This window comes from Bradyrhizobium sp., assembly GCF_030697065.1.
GTDB lineage: Bacteria > Pseudomonadota > Alphaproteobacteria > Rhizobiales > Xanthobacteraceae > Bradyrhizobium.
Map to the genome: position 1 here is coordinate 26,167 of NZ_JAUYQU010000056.1, position 16,325 is coordinate 42,491.

Annotated in this window: 16 protein-coding genes; 3 read left to right on the plus strand and 13 right to left on the minus strand. The window is 65.4% G+C overall.

What is annotated here, in order from left to right; translation table 11 throughout:
- The first annotated feature begins 9 nt into the window (after positions 1 to 9).
- Complete coding sequence (gene atpD / locus Q8R73_RS03900; RefSeq protein ID WP_305718219.1) at positions 10 to 1,452, plus strand: F0F1 ATP synthase subunit beta; 1,443 nt, start codon at positions 10 to 12, stop codon at positions 1,450 to 1,452.
- Between the two features lie 94 nt (positions 1,453 to 1,546).
- The gene (locus Q8R73_RS03905) at positions 1,547 to 1,954 is read left to right on the plus strand and encodes a F0F1 ATP synthase subunit epsilon (RefSeq protein ID WP_305718220.1); all 408 of its coding nucleotides are present in this window, start codon (positions 1,547 to 1,549) and stop codon (positions 1,952 to 1,954) included.
- A gap of 128 nt (positions 1,955 to 2,082) precedes the next feature.
- Here Q8R73_RS03905 and Q8R73_RS03910 read toward each other — a convergent pair whose 3' ends face one another.
- The 13 genes from Q8R73_RS03910 to Q8R73_RS03970 form a co-directional block, all read right to left on the minus strand.
- Positions 2,083 to 2,592, minus strand: coding sequence for an RNA pyrophosphohydrolase (locus Q8R73_RS03910; RefSeq protein WP_305718221.1), 510 nt, complete (start codon positions 2,590 to 2,592; stop codon positions 2,083 to 2,085).
- A gap of 108 nt (positions 2,593 to 2,700) precedes the next feature.
- Positions 2,701 to 3,204, minus strand: a complete 504-nt coding sequence (locus tag Q8R73_RS03915; RefSeq protein ID WP_305718222.1) for an RNA pyrophosphohydrolase — start codon at positions 3,202 to 3,204, stop codon at positions 2,701 to 2,703.
- A 93-nt stretch (positions 3,205 to 3,297) separates the two neighbouring features.
- The gene (locus Q8R73_RS03920) at positions 3,298 to 4,494 is read right to left on the minus strand and encodes a divergent polysaccharide deacetylase family protein (RefSeq protein ID WP_305718223.1); all 1,197 of its coding nucleotides are present in this window, start codon (positions 4,492 to 4,494) and stop codon (positions 3,298 to 3,300) included.
- Positions 4,495 to 4,675: 181 nt separating this feature from the next.
- Positions 4,676 to 6,031: a S41 family peptidase gene (locus tag Q8R73_RS03925; RefSeq protein ID WP_305718224.1), complete on the minus strand. Its 1,356-nt coding sequence runs from the start codon at positions 6,029 to 6,031 to the stop codon at positions 4,676 to 4,678.
- Positions 6,028 to 7,407, minus strand: a complete 1,380-nt coding sequence (locus tag Q8R73_RS03930) for a murein hydrolase activator EnvC (RefSeq protein WP_371126029.1) — start codon at positions 7,405 to 7,407, stop codon at positions 6,028 to 6,030. Before Q8R73_RS03930 ends, Q8R73_RS03925 begins: the two co-directional genes overlap by 4 nt.
- 23 nt (positions 7,408 to 7,430) lie before the next feature.
- Positions 7,431 to 7,913: a 23S rRNA (pseudouridine(1915)-N(3))-methyltransferase RlmH gene (gene rlmH, locus Q8R73_RS03935; RefSeq protein ID WP_305718226.1), complete on the minus strand. Its 483-nt coding sequence runs from the start codon at positions 7,911 to 7,913 to the stop codon at positions 7,431 to 7,433.
- Between the two features lie 92 nt (positions 7,914 to 8,005).
- A complete protein-coding gene (gene rsfS / locus Q8R73_RS03940; protein WP_305718227.1) occupies positions 8,006 to 8,359 on the minus strand; it encodes a ribosome silencing factor in 354 nt (117 codons plus the stop codon).
- Positions 8,360 to 8,585: 226 nt separating this feature from the next.
- Complete coding sequence (locus tag Q8R73_RS03945; protein WP_305718228.1) at positions 8,586 to 9,230, minus strand: nicotinate-nucleotide adenylyltransferase; 645 nt, start codon at positions 9,228 to 9,230, stop codon at positions 8,586 to 8,588.
- A 22-nt stretch (positions 9,231 to 9,252) separates the two neighbouring features.
- On the minus strand, positions 9,253 to 10,545 hold the full coding sequence (locus tag Q8R73_RS03950) for a glutamate-5-semialdehyde dehydrogenase (RefSeq protein ID WP_305718229.1): 1,293 nt from the start codon (positions 10,543 to 10,545) through the stop codon (positions 9,253 to 9,255).
- A gap of 206 nt (positions 10,546 to 10,751) precedes the next feature.
- Positions 10,752 to 11,882 (minus strand): glutamate 5-kinase, encoded by a 1,131-nt coding sequence (gene proB, locus Q8R73_RS03955; protein WP_305718230.1) that lies wholly within the window; start codon positions 11,880 to 11,882, stop codon positions 10,752 to 10,754.
- Between the two features lie 77 nt (positions 11,883 to 11,959).
- Positions 11,960 to 13,012, minus strand: a complete 1,053-nt coding sequence (gene obgE, locus Q8R73_RS03960; RefSeq protein ID WP_305718231.1) for a GTPase ObgE — start codon at positions 13,010 to 13,012, stop codon at positions 11,960 to 11,962.
- Positions 13,013 to 13,156: 144 nt separating this feature from the next.
- Entirely contained in the window at positions 13,157 to 13,981 is an 825-nt protein-coding gene (locus Q8R73_RS03965; protein ID WP_305718232.1) for an SDR family NAD(P)-dependent oxidoreductase, read from the minus strand.
- Between the two features lie 33 nt (positions 13,982 to 14,014).
- Positions 14,015 to 14,851: a MurR/RpiR family transcriptional regulator gene (locus Q8R73_RS03970; protein WP_305718233.1), complete on the minus strand. Its 837-nt coding sequence runs from the start codon at positions 14,849 to 14,851 to the stop codon at positions 14,015 to 14,017.
- A gap of 135 nt (positions 14,852 to 14,986) precedes the next feature.
- Between Q8R73_RS03970 and Q8R73_RS03975 the strand changes: the two genes are divergently transcribed.
- On the plus strand, positions 14,987 to 16,282 hold the full coding sequence (locus Q8R73_RS03975; protein WP_305718234.1) for an ABC transporter substrate-binding protein: 1,296 nt from the start codon (positions 14,987 to 14,989) through the stop codon (positions 16,280 to 16,282).
- The last annotated feature ends 43 nt before the right edge of the window (positions 16,283 to 16,325 follow it).

The window sequence follows — 16,325 nt, forward strand, 5'->3', positions numbered from 1 at the left end:
GAGAGTTTTATGGCTACACCCGCCAACCAGACCGGACGCGTCACGCAAGTCATCGGCGCCGTCGTCGACGTGCAGTTCGAAGGACACCTGCCGGCGATTCTCAACGCCATCACCACCATGAACGGCACCAACCGCCTGGTGCTGGAAGTTGCGCAGCATCTCGGCGAATCCACGGTGCGCACCATCGCGATGGACACCACCGAGGGCCTGGTCCGCGGCCAGGAGGTCAGCGACACCGGCGGCCCGATCCAGGTGCCGGTCGGCGCCGGCACGCTCGGCCGCATCATGAACGTGATCGGCGAGCCGATCGACGAAGCCGGTCCGATCGCCTCCGAAGGCTCGCGCGCGATCCATCAGGAAGCGCCGACCTATACCGACCAGGCCACCGAAGCCGAAATTCTGGTCACCGGCATCAAGGTCGTCGACCTGCTCGCGCCCTACGCCAAGGGCGGCAAGATCGGCCTGTTCGGCGGCGCCGGCGTCGGCAAGACCGTGCTGATTCAGGAACTGATCAACAACGTCGCGAAGGCGCATGGCGGCAATTCGGTGTTCGCCGGCGTCGGCGAGCGGACCCGCGAAGGCAACGACCTCTACCACGAGTTCATCGAATCCAAGGTCAACGCCGACCCTCACCATCCCGATCCGAGCGTCAAATCGAAATGCGCGCTGGTGTTCGGCCAGATGAACGAGCCGCCCGGCGCCCGCATGCGCGTCGCGCTGTCCGGCCTCACCGTCGCCGAGCATTTCCGCGATCAGGGCCAGGACGTGCTGTTCTTCATCGACAACATCTTCCGCTTCACCCAGGCTGGCTCCGAAGTGTCGGCGCTGCTCGGCCGTATCCCCTCGGCGGTGGGCTATCAGCCGACGCTGGCCACCGACATGGGCGCGCTGCAGGAGCGCATCACCACCACGCACAAGGGCTCGATCACCTCGGTGCAGGCGATCTACGTGCCGGCCGACGACTTGACCGACCCGGCGCCCGCCACCTCGTTCGCGCATCTGGACGCGACCACGGTGCTGAACCGCGCAATCTCGGAAAAGGGCATCTATCCCGCGGTCGACCCGCTCGACTCGACCTCGCGCATGCTGTCGCCGCTGATCGTCGGCGAGGAGCACTACCAGACCGCGCGCATGGTCCAGCAGGTGCTGCAGCGCTACAAGTCGCTGCAGGACATCATCGCCATTCTCGGCATGGACGAACTGTCGGAAGAGGACAAGATCGCGGTCGCCCGCGCCCGCAAGATCGAGCGGTTCCTGTCGCAGCCGTTCCACGTCGCTGAAATCTTCACGGGATCGCCGGGCAAGTTCGTCGACCTCGCCGACACCATCAAGGGTTTCCGCGCCATCTGCGAAGGCAAGTACGATTACCTTCCGGAAGCCGCCTTCTACATGGTCGGCGCCATCGAGGAAGCGGTCGAAAAGGGCAAGAAGCTCGCGGCTGAAGCAGCTTAAGCGGGCGAATAGCGAACAGGGAATGGCGAATAGTTAAGCGCCATTCCCTTCCTCACTACTCGCCATTCGCCATTCGCCATTCGCAGGACTACCCATGGCCACCTTCCACTTCGATCTCGTCTCGCCCGAACAACTCGCCTTCTCCGGCGAAGTCGATCAGGTCGACGTTCCCGGCATCGAGGGCGATTTCGGCGTGCTTGCCGACCATGCGCCCCTCGTGGCCGTGATCCGTCCGGGAATCCTGACGGTGACGGTGGGTGGCACCAGGCATAGGATCATCGTGCTCGGCGGCCTCGCCGAAGTCTCCGAGAAAGGCCTCACGGTGCTCGCCGATGTCGCGACCTCGGTGGATGATCTGGACCGGGCGCAGTTCGCCGACACGATTTCGGGCATGGAAGAGAAGCTCGCCGAGCACGAGGGCTCCGAACTCGACCGCGCCATCGAGCGGCTCGATCACTTCAAGAGCATCCAGCATCAGCTCACCTCGACGGCGATGCACTAGGGTCCGATTTAGCTCGGAATTCGACCTGTCATAATCCTCTCGTTCGAGCAGGAGGCGGCGTTGCACCGTGCTGCGCCGCCGGGCATGCCAAGCGTTGCATGGGGATGTCTTCGCGATGTCGAATTGAATTAGACCTGCCGGGGCGCGTACTTCGCGAACTCGCGTGCCACCGTCCGGTACACCTCGCGCCGGAACGGCACCACGAGGTCTGCGACGGCATCGAGCCGCTCCCAGCGCCACTGGTCGAATTCCGCCGGCTGGCCGTTGCGCGGCGTCAGCGGATCGATCTCGGCCTCGTCGCCCGTAAAGCGCAGCGCGAACCATTTCTGGCGCTGGCCGCGGAATTTCGCCAGCCGGTGCGACGGCGGCCCGGCATAGGCCGGAAACTCGTAGGTCAGCCAGCCGGTTTCGCCGAGATAGCCGGCACTGACGACGCCGGTCTCCTCCCACAATTCGCGCATCACCGCGTCGCGCGGATTCTCGTCGGCGTCGATGCCGCCCTGCGGCATCTGCCACTCCAGGCCCGGCAGAATGATTTCCGGTCCGTCGTCCCTGAAACGCCGCCCGATCAGCACCTGACCGGCGGCGTTGAACAGCGCGATGCCGACATTGGGGCGATAGGGTTTTATCTCTGCCATCAAAGGTGATGCGTTAGGCGTCATTCCGGGATGGTCGGAAGGACCAGACCCGGAATCCCGAGGTTCCGGGTTCGCTCGCTTTGCTCACGCCCCGGAACGACGGGTACATTAATTACCCGCCAACCTGGAAAATTCCTTCACCACGCGCTCATAGACCGGGCGCTTGAACGGAACGATCAGATTGGGCAGATTCTTCATCGGCTCCCAGCGCCAGCTGATGAACTCCGCCTTGTGGCCGCCGCCCGGGCTCGCGACATTGATCTCCTTGTCCTCGCCGGTGAAGCGGACCGCGAACCATTTCTGGCGCTGGCCGCGATAGCGTCCCTTCCAGGCGCGGCCGGCCACGGTGCGCGGGATATCGTAGATCAGCCAGTCCGGGACTTCGCCGAGCTTCTCGACCGAGCGGACGCTGGTTTCCTCGTAGAGCTCGCGCTTCGCCGCTTCCCAGGTGTCCTCGCCGGGATCGACGCCGCCCTGCGGCATCTGCCAGACATGGGTCTCGTCGACATGTTCGATGCCGCCGGCGCGGCGGCCGATGAAGACGAGCCCCGCAGCGTTGATCAGCATCATGCCGACGCATGTTCGATAGGGCAGGTCTTCGTAGCGCGCCATTACGTTCAAGCCTTTTGCCGTCAAACCTCTTGCAGTCACAGGTGCTGCTCCGGCGGCAAGCTCCAAAAGATCAGAAGTCGCGCCAGGCGGATATCAACCCGATTTTGATTTCAGCATCGCGGTTGTCAATGGCACAAGCATGATGCCGCGGCCCTCCAGCGCCTTGATCCAGATGCCGATCCGCTCGACCGAAATCGGCAGCGCCGAGGCGACGCCGATCGCGGTGCCGCGTTCCTTCGCCAGATTTTCCAGCCTGGCGAGCGCCCGGTCGATCTCCGCGGCGGTGGGCACCGCATCGATGGCGAAATCGGCCTTGGCGAACGGCATCGCCTGGGCAGCCGCCAGAGCGGGCGCAGCGGAGCGCGGCGCTGCGCCGTCGTCGAGATAGCCGAGCCCGCGTTTGGCGGCCTCGCTGATGATGGGCTGCATCGCGGCGTCGGTGACGACGAAGCGTGCGCCCATGAAATTGGCGATTCCGGCATAGCCCTGAAAGCGGCTGAGATGCCAGTGCAGCCGATCCAGATTGGCATCGGCCGAGAGCGTCGTGAGCAGGGTCTGCGGGCCGGGGTCGTTGTCGGGATAGTCGAACGGCTCCATCGGAATCTGTAGCAGGATCTCATGGCGCTGCGCGCGGGCCCGCTCGGCCAGTTTGGAGGGATCCGAGCCATAGGGCGTGAACGCCAGGGTCACCGCGGGCGGCAGCTTCATGATCGCGTCGGCGGTCCTGGTCGCGCCGACCCCAAGGCCGGCGATGACGATCGACACCACGGGCATCTTGGCCGCCCTGGCGCGGTCGGCTTCGGCGGCATAAACGGTGAACGGCTTCAGCCCATCGGCCACGACAGGGATCATGCCGTGGCGCGATTTCTCGAGCAGGCGCGGATCCACCCCGGTCATGGCGGTCGCCTTGTCGGTCTCGATCTTGTCGGCGGCGCCCCCGATCACGACGTCTTGGCGCTTGCCGCTGGAGCCGTCGATGATGGTGACGGTCTTCTGGTCCGCCGGCGCGGCTGGCCTGGTCTCGGACTTGACGCCGGGCTCGGCGGCGGGCGCCGCGGCGGATTTTTCCGCCCCGGCCGGGGCAGCAGGCGGACGCAGCGCGATCCGCGCGACCGGCTCGCCGCCCAGCGGATTGTCGCCGAAGATGGCGAAGCCTGCAAAAACCGCCAGCAACAGTCCGAGCAGGACGGCAAGCGCCTGGGTCCCGGTAAACGGCAGCCGGAAACGGCGCTTCCGGCCCGCCGTCTGCTGTCCGAGCGGTGTGCTCAGATCGTCGGCCGCATCTGCCATAGGTCTCCCCGAATCAGCTGATTCGACGATACCACGGCCGGGCAAGGCCGCGGCAGATACGCCACGGCGACTATCCGGCGAAGGCCCGGATCATGGACGGGCCGGAACCGGTCGGCACCTTGCAGCAAAAAGGGCGGCCCGAAGGCCACCCTGTTCGCACAACCCCGTCAGAGGGATCGGATCAGTTCGCCACCTTGCTGGCGGGTTTGTCGATCGCGGCCTTTTCGCCGGTCGGCGCGGACGCATTGGCCTTGATGCCGTGCAGCAGGTCGGCCGCCAGCCTCAACGCCTTGTCGTTCTTGGCGTCCGGCGGCACGTAGGATTGCGAGCCGGTTTTCTCGTCGCCCTCGGACTTCAGATGGCCGCGCAGCGAGGCTTCGCCCTTGGTGTCGGTTCGCGACTTCAGCTCATCCGGCACGTCCTGCAGGACCTCGATATCGGGCACGATGCCCTTGGCCTGGATCGACTTGCCCGATGGCGTGAAGTAGCGCGCGGTGGTGAGACGCAGCGCGCCGTTGCCGCTTCCGAGCGGAATGATGGTCTGCACCGAACCCTTGCCGAACGAGCGGGTGCCCACCAGCGTTGCCCGCTTGTGGTCCTGCAACGCGCCGGCGACGATCTCCGAAGCCGATGCCGAGCCGCCATTGATCAGTACGATCACCGGCTTGCCCTTGGTCAGATCGCCCGCATGGGCGGCGCGGCGCTGGGTCTCCTCGGCGTTACGGCCGCGGGTCGAGACGATCTCGCCGCGATCGAGGAAGGCGTCGGAAACGGTGACCGCTTCCTCCAGCAATCCGCCGGGATTGTTGCGCATGTCGATGATGAAGCCCTTCAGCTTGTCGGCGCCGATCTGCGTGGTCAGGTTGCCGATTTCCCGCTTCAGGCCTTCGGTGGTCTGCTCGTTGAAGGTGGTGATGCGGATATAGCCGATATCGTCGCTCTCGGTGCGGGCGCGGACCGAACGGACGCGGATGTTGTCGCGCACCAGGGTGACGTCGATCGGATTGTCCTGGCCCTTGCGAATGATCTTGAGCCGGATCTTGGTGTTGACGGGGCCGCGCATCTTCTCGACGGCCTGATTGAGGGTGAGGCCCTGCACCGCTTCATCGTCGAGATTGGTGATGATGTCGTTGGCCATGATGCCGGCCTTGGAGGCGGGCGTGTCGTCGATCGGCGACACCACCTTGATCAGGCCGTCTTCCATCGTGACTTCGATGCCGAGCCCGCCGAATTCGCCGCGGGTCTGCACCTGCATGTCGCGGAAGCTCTTGGCGTCCATGTAGCTGGAGTGCGGATCGAGGCCGGTCAGCATGCCGCTGATCGCGGACTCGACCAGCTTGCCGTCGTCGGGCTTCTCGACGTAGTCGCTGCGGACCCGCTCGAACACATCGCCGAACAGATTGAGCTGCCGATAGGTGTCCGATGTCGCGGCGCGCGCGCTCGATCCCATCAGGACGGCGCGGGGCTGGGTCACGAACAGCGTCAATGCCGCGCCGGTGGCGGCGCTAAGGAGGATTACAGAAGTCTTGCGCATCATCCGCGAACCTTTTCGCCTTCACTTGCGGCCCACCATGGACCTGAATCGATTGGAGTGCCGTCCTTACGGAACTCGACATAGAGTACGGGCTGACTCGCGGTGGCCGCGAGGATCGACGCAACTTGGGATCTCGTTCCCATGGTCGCGACCGGCTCCCCCGTAAGTACAAACTGGCCGATGTTAACCGATATACGCTCCATCCCGGCGATCAACACATGATACCCGCCCCCGGCGTTGAGGATCAAGAGTTGTCCGTAGCTGCGGAAGGGTCCGGCATAGACAACCCAGCCGTCACACGGTGTTGTGACCTGGGCGCCGACCCGGGTTGCCAAAGAAATGCCTTTTTCCACGCCGCCAGCCCCGTCGGAACCGCCAAATTCGCGAATCTTGCGGCCATTAACCGGCATTGCGAATAGACCCTTGGCGGAGGCAAAGGCAATGGCCGGGCTCATCCGGGCGGGGTCCTTCAAGGCCCCCAGATTGGGCTTGCCGGTCGGGGCACCCTGCAGATGGGCGGTCGCGGCCGCTTTCGCGGCGCTCTTCAGGTCCTGTTCCATCTTGCCGATCAGGCCCTGCAGGCTGTCGACCTGCCTGGACAGCGCGATGGCGCGCGCGCCTTCCGCATCCATGTCCTTTTCGGCCGCGCTCTGCTGGCGCTGCCGCTCGTCGATCAGGGCGGCCATCCGGGTCTGGTCATCCCGGAGCTTGTCGCGGTCGGCCGCAAGCTGGTCCCGTTCGGTGGCGATGGTCTTGCGCAGCGTCACCAGTTCGGTGAGGTCGCTGGCCAGTCTTTCCGCGCGGCCGCGCAATTCCGGGATCACCGCTCCCAGCAGCATGGCGGTACGCAGCGATTGCAGGGCGTCTTCCGGCCGGACCAGCAGCGCCGGCGGCGTCCGTCTTCCCGCGCGCTGCAGCGCCGCCAGCACTTCGATGATTTCGGAACGCCGCGAATCCAGCGAGCCGCGCATTTGCTGTTCGCGGCTGTCGAGCGGGCGCAGCCGCGCTTCGGCATCGCCGATCCTGGTTTCGACGCCGCGCACCTGCGCGGCGATGTCGATCAGCTGCGCGTTGAGCTTGCTGCGATCTTGTCCGATGACGGCGATATCGGCCTTGAGCTTGGCCTGCAATTCCGCCGCGCTCTTCTGCTGGGCGCGGATGGCTTCGAGTTCCTGCTCGCGCTGCTTGATGGCATCGGGTGAGATCGCAACGGCCTGAGGGGCTGCCGCGACCTGGGCGGTCGCCGGCGCCGGATGGATGACGGCATAGCCGGCCGACAGCAAGGCGATCGAAAGCGGCCAAAGCGGAAAGCGGACCGCACCCGGCCGACCGCGACGAGCGGTGCCTGGGTAGAATCGAATGTTCCGCGTTGGCTGCATCAATCCCGATCTGTGCTCTTTGGTCAGGCGCGGTGATAAGGGTGGCCGGCCAGTATGGTCGCGGCCCGGTAGATCTGTTCCAGAAGCATCACGCGAACCATTTGGTGCGGCCAGGTCGCAGCGCCGAATGCAACGCAGAGTTTAGCCTTGCGCCGCAATTCGGGCGAAAGTCCGTCCGCGCCGCCGATCGCGAAAATAGTGTTGGCGGCCGCCTCGTCGCGCCAGCGGCCGAGGTGCTTCGCGAAGCCGGCGCTGTCGATATTGTCGCCGCGCTCATCCAGCGCCACCAGCATCGATTTGTCCGGGATGGCGGCTGAAATCGCCGCGGCTTCCTCGGATATCCGGGTTGCGGCGTCGCGCGCGCGGCTTTCGGGAATTTCCTGGATTTCGAGCCCGCGAAACCCGAGCTTGCGGCCGATGTCGCCGAACCGTTCGCGGTAGCGGTCGGCGAGTTCCCGCTCCGGACCCTGCTTGAGCCGGCCGATTGAGATGACGACGAGGCGCATATCTGCATTTCCACGCGCATTCGCGCGCCGCACGCTACCGCGCGCTCGGCCGATTCACACCGGCGCAACCGATCAGTCCAAAACCGACCTGCTTACGTCGCCGCCACCGTCGGGCCCTGGGTCCACAATCTCTCGAGATTGTAGAATTCGCGCACTTCGGGTCGGAACACGTGCACGACCACATCGCCGGAATCGATCAGTACCCAGTCGCAGTTGGGCAAGCCCTCGATGTGAAGGCGCTTGATTCCGTTTTCCTTGAGGCTCTTGGCGACATTTTCCGCGATCGCGCCGACGTGCCGGTTGGCCCGGCCGGTGGTCACGATCATGTAGTCGGAGAACGCCGATTTGCCCCGCAGATCGATGGTGACCGTTTCTTCCGCCTTCATGTCGTCGAGGCGGGAGAGGATCAGGTTCAGGGTCTTGTCGGCGTCGGGTAGCGCCTTCAAGGCCACAGCTTTGGTCGATGTTTTACGCGCGGTTTTGGGTGCGGTTTTTGCGGCCGTTTTCGCAACCTTGGGCAAAACAGACTTGGACAATACAGATGTGGTCAGGGACCATTCCTTTCACTGTATCGCGAACGCCGAATCCTGGCATCCACGGGCTATTCTAGGCATGTGGGGTTAACGGTTTCAATATTCCAGTGAACCCCGGCTCTCACTTCCATCCCGACTGTTACTTCTTTGTCTTCCAGCTTCCGTCCGGGTTCCGCAGGCCGGTCGATGACAGGTTCAGTTTCATGCCGGTCAGAAACACCCAGGCCGGCGCGCGCTGGTCCGCCAGCCGGCCTGCCTGATTCTCGGGCAGGCGATAGCGCGCCAGCGCCTGGGCCGCGGGTGCCGCGAGCGCGCGAAAGCTTTGCGGTGGACGGTCGATCACCGCGATCGGCATCTCGGAGGCGATGCGCCGCCAGTTCTGCCAGCGATGAAATTGCGCGAGGTTGTCGGCGCCCATGATCCAGACAAAGCGCAGGCCGGAAGCGCGGCGGCGCAGGTAGCTGATGGTGTCGACAGTGTATCGCGTTCCAATGACGGATTCGAGACAGCTGATATCGATGCGCGGATCGTCCGCCATCTCTCGCGCCGCTTTAGCGCGCGCATCGAGATCATGCAATCCGCCGGTATCCTTGAGCGGATTGCCCGGCGTCACCAGCCACCATACGCGGTCGAGCTTCAGCCGCTTGATCGCGAACAGGCTGATGGCGCGATGCGCGAGATGCGGCGGATTGAACGAGCCGCCGAGCAGGCCGACGCGCATGCCGTTGCTGTAGAGCGGGATGGATTGGGCGACCGAAAGCGCGGCGACCGAAGGTTTACTCAAACGCGCCACCGCGATGTTGTTTTCACGGCCGCGTCTGTCCGGTGCCGTGGACCCGGTACTTGAAGCTGGTCAGTTGCTCGGCGCCGACCGGGCCGCGGGCGTGGAATTTGCCGGTGGCGATGCCGATTTCGGCGCCGAAGCCGAACTCGCCGCCGTCGGCGAACTGGGTCGAGGCGTTATGCAGCACGATCGCGGAGTCGACCTCGGCAAGAAATTTGCGGGCGGCATCGGCGTCCTCGGTCACGATCGCATCGGTGTGATGCGAACCGTGGTTCTGGATATGCGCGATCGCCGCGTCGAGGCCGTCGACGACTTTCGCCGAGATGATCGCGTCCTCGTATTCGGTGTCCCAGTCCTCCTCGGAAGCCGGCTTCACCCTGGGATCGGTGCGCTGCACGGCGTCGTCGCCGCGCACCTCGCAGCCGGCGTCGATCAGCATCGTCACCAGCGGCTTCAACATCGCCGGGGCGGCGGCGCGATCGACCAGCAGGGTTTCGGTCGCGCCGCAGACGCCGGGGCGACGCATCTTGGCATTCAGCACGATCGCCTTCGCCATGTCGGGATTGGCTGATACATCGACATAGACGTGGTTGACGCCTTCCAGATGCGCGAACACCGGCACCCTCGCCTCGGCCTCGACCCGCGCCACCAGGCTCTTGCCGCCGCGCGGCACGATCACATCCACGCCGCCATTCAATCCGGTCAGCAGCAGGCCGACCGCGGCGCGATCCCGCGTCGGCACCAGCGTGATCGCGGCTTCCGGCAGGCCGGCTTCGCGCAAACCCTGCACCAGGCAATCGTGGATCGCGCGGCAGGAGCGAAAGCTGTCGGAGCCGCCGCGCAAAATCACCGCATTGCCGGATTTCAGGCACAGCACGCCGGCATCGGCGGCGACGTTGGGGCGGCTTTCGAAAATCACCGCGACGACGCCGAGCGGCACCCGGACGCGTTCGATGGTCATGCCGTTCGGACGCTGCCAGCGCTCGGTGACGAGGCCGACGGGATCGGCGATCCCCCGCACAACAGCGACACCTTCGGCCATCGCCTCGATCCGCGCCGGTGTCAGCGTCAGCCGGTCGATGAAGGCCGCGGTCGCGCCGCCGTTGCGGACTTCCGCGACGTCCTCGGCATTGGCCGCGAGGATATCGGCGGCATGGGCGCGGATGGCGCGTTCGATCGCCTCCAGCGCGCGGTTCTTCTGTTCCGGCGAGGCAAGCGCCAGCACCCGCGCGGCAGCGCGCGCCTGTGCGGCAAGCCCGGTCATCAAGGCAGGCAGATCGGCATTGCCGTCGATCGCCTTCAGCGGCGCGCTCATGGCGGTTCCCTGGTCAATTAAGGCCATGTCCTAGCACGGAAATCCCGGTTTGGCGAAGGGTAGACCCTGCGCGCCGAAATCCAGAAGGGTTTCGACAGCGGGCGGCAGGCCGATATCAGCGACATGTTCGAACGGATCAAACGGGAGGGAGGGAAGCGATTGGCGGCCAGGAAACGCGCTAATGGAGAGTAGATCCGGTCCATCGGTCACCCCCGCGACGTCCCCATCACCAGATCGTCCCGGTGGATCATTTCCGCCCGGCCGCTGATGCCGAGGATGATCATCACATCCGGCGACGAGCGGCCCTTTATTTTCTCCGCATCATCCGCGTCATAGGCGACGAGGCCGCGGCCGATCTCGTGGGTGTCGGGGCCGCGCACCACCACGGCGTCGCCGCGGGCGAATTGCCCGTCGACCCGGATCACGCCGGCCGGCAGCAGGCTCTTGCCGGCGCGCAGCGCGGTGACGGCGCCGGCGTCGATGGTCAGCGTGCCCTTCGGCTCCAGCGAGCCCGCGATCCAGCGTTTTCGCGCGGTGACGGGGTTGGCCGGGGTCAGGAACCAGGTGCAGCGGCCGCCGTCGGCAATCGCCTGCAGCGGGTGCTCGATCTTGCCCGACGCGATCAGCATGTGGGTGCCCGACGTGGTGGCGATCTTGGCCGCCTCGATCTTGGTCTGCATGCCGCCGCGCGACAATTCGGATTCCGCCGCGCCCGCCATCGCCTCGATCTCCGACGTGACGGACTCCACGATCGGAATCAGTTTGGCGTTGGGGTTGGCGCCGGGCGGCGCGTCGTAGAGGCCGTCGATGTCGGACAGCAGGATCAACAGATCGGCGCTCGCCATGGTGGCGACGCGGGCGGCGAGCCGGTCATTGTCGCCGTAGCGGATTTCATTGGTGGCGACGGTGTCGTTTTCGTTGATCACAGGCACCGCGCGCCATTCCAGCAGCTTGGCGATGGTGGAGCGCGCATTGAGGTAGCGGCGGCGCTCCTCGGTGTCCTGCAGCGTCACCAGTATCTGTCCGGCGCGGATGCCATGATGTCCCAGCACCTCCGACCAGATCCGCGCCAGCGCGATCTGCCCCACCGCGGCGGCGCCCTGGCTCTCCTCCAGCTTCAGCGGGCCGCGCGGCAGTTTCAGGCGGCTGCGGCCGAGCGCGATCGAGCCCGACGAGACCACCAGCACGTCGCGGCCCTCGCCGTGCAGCCTGGCCAGATCGGCGGCGAGCGCCGCGAGCCACGCCCCCCGCACTTCGCCAGCCTCGGAATCGATCAGCAGCGACGAGCCGACCTTGACGACGATGCGGCGGAAATTCTTGAGAGAGGGGCGGGTCATGGATGCTGTCGGGTGAAGCGGTGTTACGAGTTTTGCAGCCGGAGAGAATCGGCGCAAGTCAGGCTGACGAACCGGGGTCAGCCCTGCGGCGCCGGCGACCACGGCTCGGCCTGGGCGGCGCCCTTGGCCTTCACCGATACCGGGGCTTCGCCGATCACCGCGACCAGCGCCCGCAGCGCGTCCTTGACGCCTTCGCCCGTGACCCCCGACATCAACAGCGGCGTCTTCTTCGCCGCGCGCTTCAGCCGGTCCTTCTGCTTCTTCAATTCGTCCGGCGTCACCGCGTCGATCTTGTTCAGCGCCACGATCTCGATCTTGTCGGCGAGATTGCCCTCATAGGCATCGAGCTCGGTCCGCACCGTCTTGTAGGCCTTGCCGGCATGCTCGCAGGTCGCATCCACCAGATGCAGCAGCACGCGGCAGCGCTCGACATGGCCGAGAAAGCGGTCGCCGAGGCCGGCGCCTTCATGCGCGCCCTCGATCAGGCCGGGAATATCCGCCAGCACGAATTCGCGGCCGTCGACATCGACCACGCCGAGCTGCGGATGCAGCGTCGTGAACGGATAGTCGGCGATCTTCGGCTTGGCGGCGCTGACCACCGAGAGGAAGGTCGACTTGCCGGCATTGGGCAGGCCGACCAGGCCGGCATCGGCGATCAGCTTCAGCCGCATCCAGATCCAGCGCTCCTCGCCTTCCTGGCCGGGATTGGCGTTGCGCGGGGCGCGGTTGGTGGAGGATTTGAAATGCGCGTTGCCGAAGCCGCCATTGCCGCCTTCGGCCAGCACGAATTTCTCGCCGAGCGCGGTGAAGTCGTGGATCAGGGTCTCGCGGTCCTCGTCGAAGATCTGGGTGCCCACCGGCACCTTGAGCACGATCGACTTGCCGTTGGCGCCATGGCGGTCCTTGCCCATGCCATTGGTGCCCTTCTGCGCCTTGAAGTGCTGCTGATAGCGGTAGTCGATCAGCGTGTTCAGGCCGTCCGCCACCTCGATGATGACGTCGCCGCCGCGGCCGCCATTGCCGCCGGAGGGGCCGCCGAACTCGATATACTTCTCGCGGCGGAACGCCACGCAGCCGTTACCGCCGTCGCCGGAGCGGATATAGACCTTTGCTTCGTCAAGGAATTTCATGGGCTACAGGTAGTGCAGGGGGGTCGAAGGGGCAACCTTTAGATGCCGGAATCGACGCAAAAAGCGCCCGTTTCGGACCTTTTTGGGGCGTTTGGCGGCGTTGACATTTCATTGCATGGGGTTGTTTTGCGAATTCTTGAAGGCCTACCCCGGCCAGCACTGTCCGCCACCATCGACCCGCAAAACCTGCCCGGAGACGAACGCCCCGAGCGGACCCGCAAACACCTCGACCACCCGGGCCACCTCGTCGATGGTGGCGATGCGGTCCAGCGTGCCGGTCTCGACCATGCGGGCCTGATCCACCGCGCGCGTGCCCATGAAGCGGCCGGTCCGGGTGTCGCCGGGCGCGATGCAGTTCACGGTGATGTCGTAGGACCGCAATTGATCGGCGAGGCAGCGGGTGTAGTGCGTGACGCCGGCTTTCGCGACGGCATAGATCGAGCCCTGGGTACGGCCCTTGAAGGCGGCGACCGAGCCGATGGTGACGATGCGGCCGGCGCGCCGTTCCATCATGCCGCGCGCCACCGCCTGGCAGGTCAGGATGGTCGAGAGCAGGTTGCGGTCCAGCACGGCGCGCACGTCCTGCTCGGAAATGCCGACGGCGTCATTGGGGTCGGGCTTGCCGCCGGCCGCGGCGATGTCGCCGCCGGCATTGTGGACCAGGATATCGATCGGCCCGAGCGCGTCCGATGTTGTCTCGATGATGCGATCGATGTCTTCGCCTTTGGTCAGGTCGCCGAGCACGCGGATGGTGCGAATGCCGTATGCCGCCGCCACCGCTTCCGCCACCGCCGTCAGCGTGGTGCCCTCGCCATATTCCGCCGGGCCGTTCTCGCGCATGCCGTGGATCGCGACATCGGCCCCGAGGCTGGCGAGCCGCTCGGCGAAGGCGCGGCCGAGCCCGCGTCCGGCGCCGGTCACCAGTGCGACCTTGCCCGCTAACGATTGCGCGGCATCGTGTGAAGCCATCTCGTTTCTCCTCCGATTGGAAATCTGGAAGCGTCAGTCTGCCGCGAGGTCGAGGCCGATGGCGAGGGCCTGGACCAGGCACATCGGCGCCACCAGCGTGCGCAGCGCCGGTTCCGGCATGTCCTGGATCTCGAACACGACCCTGGCGCCTTCGACGATCGGGCTCAGCAGGCTGTCGGTGATCGAGATCGCGGGAACGCCGCGCGCCACCAGTTCGGGAAACAGCCGGGCCGTGTCCGGGTAGTAATTGCGGAAGCTAATGGCGACCAGCGCGTCCTCGGGACCCGCCGGATGCGATTGTTCGTGGATGCTGCCGCCGATGCCGTCGAGCAGCATTACCCGCCGTCCGAGCTTTCGCAGCACATAGGCCAGATGGGTGGCGACCGGAAACGAGCCGCCGAGGCCGAGCAGATAGATGTCGCGCGCCTCCGCCAGGATCGCGGTGGCGGCGTCCAGTTCGCGCGCATGCGCCGATTGGCTCAGCGTCACCAGCGCCGACTGGGCTTCCGCGACGAAGCGTCCGAGCACCGCCGCGGGCTTGCGGCCGAGGATCGATTTCTCCTCGTGCTTCATGCGCGCCAGCCGCGCCTTGTAGCTCGGCGCCACGCCGGCCACGAGCCGCGACCGGAACACCTGCTGCATCTCGGTAAAACCGCCGAAGCCGAGCGCATGCGCGAAGCGGACGATCGCCGAGGGCGGAACGCCGGAACGCGCCGCGACCTCGGCCACGGTGCCGAGCGCGACTTCGGTCGGATGGTCGAGCACGAATTCGGCGATCTGCTGCAACCGGCCGGACAGCGCCCGGTGCCGCTGGGCGATCGCGCCGCGCAGCTCGTCGTAACTCGTGAATTTGTCGGCAGCCTTGTTCATCGCCGCACTCTACCCCAGTCGCGGCGTTTCGCCGCTTGGATCAAATATTCCACTTTACATGCCACAATAGAACGTTCATTCTAATAGCCGCAACAAGAAACCGGCAGACGTTCAAACAGTCTTTGGGAGAGAACGATGAAGAAGCGTGGGATCTCGCGACGCGGCGTTCTGAAGGGCAGCCTGATGGCCAGCGTCATCGGCGGCACGGCCAGCTATTTCGGTCCCTGGAAGGAGAACCGGGTTTGGGCGCAGGGCGCCGCCAAGCCGATCAAGCTCGGCCTGACCTGCGACGCCAGCGGCCAATATGGCAACAGCGGCCAGGACGACATGCGTGGCATCCAGCTGGCGATCGAAGAGGCCAATGCCAGGGGCGGCGTGCTCGGCCGCAAGATCACCTGGATCACCGCCGACACCGAAACCACACCGGCTACCGGAAGCCGGGTCGCCGAGCGCTTCATCACGCGGGAAGACTGCACCATCCTGCTCGGCGCGATCCACTCCGGCGTCGCCAACGCCATCACCCAGGTCGCCAGCAAATACGGCGTGATCTACATGAACACCAATTCGTCCGCGCCGAGCGAGGCGGGCGAAAACTGTTCGCGGGTGAAATTCGTCTGGGACGGCAACGGCACCAATTTTTCCAAGGCGTCGGTCAAGAACGCGGTGGATTCGATCGGCAAGAACTGGATGTTGCTGACCAACGACTATGTCTGGGGCCACACCACTTCGGCTTCCACCAAGGGACTGGTCGAGGGCTCCGGCGGCAAGATCATCGACAATCTGCTGGTGCCGCAGAACACCCGCGACTTCACGGCCTATCTGTTGAAAATCCAGCAAGCAAAGCCGGACGTGGTGGCGACCGCGATCGGCGGCGACGACATCAAGGCGTTGCGCGAGCAGGTGGCGCAGCTCAAGCTCGACGGCAAGCCCGCCTGGATCAACAACCAGCAGGACTGGCCCGATGTGTGGGGTTCGCCCGACAGTCTGTTCGGCGTGTTCGGCACCACCTGGTATCACAAGCTGCCGCTGCCCGGCGTCGCCGAGTTCGTCAGGAAATGGCAGGCCGCCAACAAGGAAGGCGCCATCCCGGTGCCCGGCAACGTCTCCTACAACGGCTACATGGCGACCCGCGAATTGCTGAAGGCGATCGAGCGCGCCGGATCGACCAACAACGTCAAGATCATCAAGGAGCTCGAAAACCTGAAGGTCTCGGCCACCGACCGCATGCAGCACTTCGATGCCTATATGGATCCGGTCACCCATCAGATGCAGCAGACGATCTATCTCGCGCGCCGCAACACCAAGCCGGTCGACAAGACCGACCTGTTCGAAATCATCAGCTGGACCGAGCCCAAGGCTGCTGCGGATACGGCCGCCGCGGCCAAGTGCAAGCTTACTCCCTACGAGCAGGTGCCGACCGTCGATTCCTGATCCCCGGCCGGCGGATTTTGCGCCGCAGCCAGTCAGTAGCACC

Excerpts from the sequence above, each read along its gene's own strand:
- atpD (WP_305718219.1), top strand. The coding sequence starts at position 10 with ATGGCTACACCCGCCAACCAGACCGGACGCGTCACGCAAGTCATCGGC.
- Q8R73_RS03905 (WP_305718220.1), top strand. The coding sequence starts at position 1,547 with ATGGCCACCTTCCACTTCGATCTCGTCTCGCCCGAACAACTCGCCTTC.
- Q8R73_RS03910 (WP_305718221.1), bottom strand. The coding sequence starts at position 2,592 with ATGGCAGAGATAAAACCCTATCGCCCCAATGTCGGCATCGCGCTGTTC.
- Q8R73_RS03915 (WP_305718222.1), bottom strand. The coding sequence starts at position 3,204 with ATGGCGCGCTACGAAGACCTGCCCTATCGAACATGCGTCGGCATGATG.
- Q8R73_RS03920 (WP_305718223.1), bottom strand. The coding sequence starts at position 4,494 with ATGGCAGATGCGGCCGACGATCTGAGCACACCGCTCGGACAGCAGACG.
- Q8R73_RS03925 (WP_305718224.1), bottom strand. The coding sequence starts at position 6,031 with ATGATGCGCAAGACTTCTGTAATCCTCCTTAGCGCCGCCACCGGCGCG.
- Q8R73_RS03930 (WP_371126029.1), bottom strand. The coding sequence starts at position 7,407 with ATGCAGCCAACGCGGAACATTCGATTCTACCCAGGCACCGCTCGTCGC.
- rlmH (WP_305718226.1), bottom strand. The coding sequence starts at position 7,913 with ATGCGCCTCGTCGTCATCTCAATCGGCCGGCTCAAGCAGGGTCCGGAG.
- Q8R73_RS03950 (WP_305718229.1), bottom strand. The coding sequence starts at position 10,545 with ATGAGCGCGCCGCTGAAGGCGATCGACGGCAATGCCGATCTGCCTGCC.
- proB (WP_305718230.1), bottom strand. The coding sequence starts at position 11,882 with ATGACCCGCCCCTCTCTCAAGAATTTCCGCCGCATCGTCGTCAAGGTC.
- obgE (WP_305718231.1), bottom strand. The coding sequence starts at position 13,012 with ATGAAATTCCTTGACGAAGCAAAGGTCTATATCCGCTCCGGCGACGGC.
- Q8R73_RS03965 (WP_305718232.1), bottom strand. The coding sequence starts at position 13,981 with ATGGCTTCACACGATGCCGCGCAATCGTTAGCGGGCAAGGTCGCACTG.
- Q8R73_RS03970 (WP_305718233.1), bottom strand. The coding sequence starts at position 14,851 with ATGAACAAGGCTGCCGACAAATTCACGAGTTACGACGAGCTGCGCGGC.
- Q8R73_RS03975 (WP_305718234.1), top strand. The coding sequence starts at position 14,987 with ATGAAGAAGCGTGGGATCTCGCGACGCGGCGTTCTGAAGGGCAGCCTG.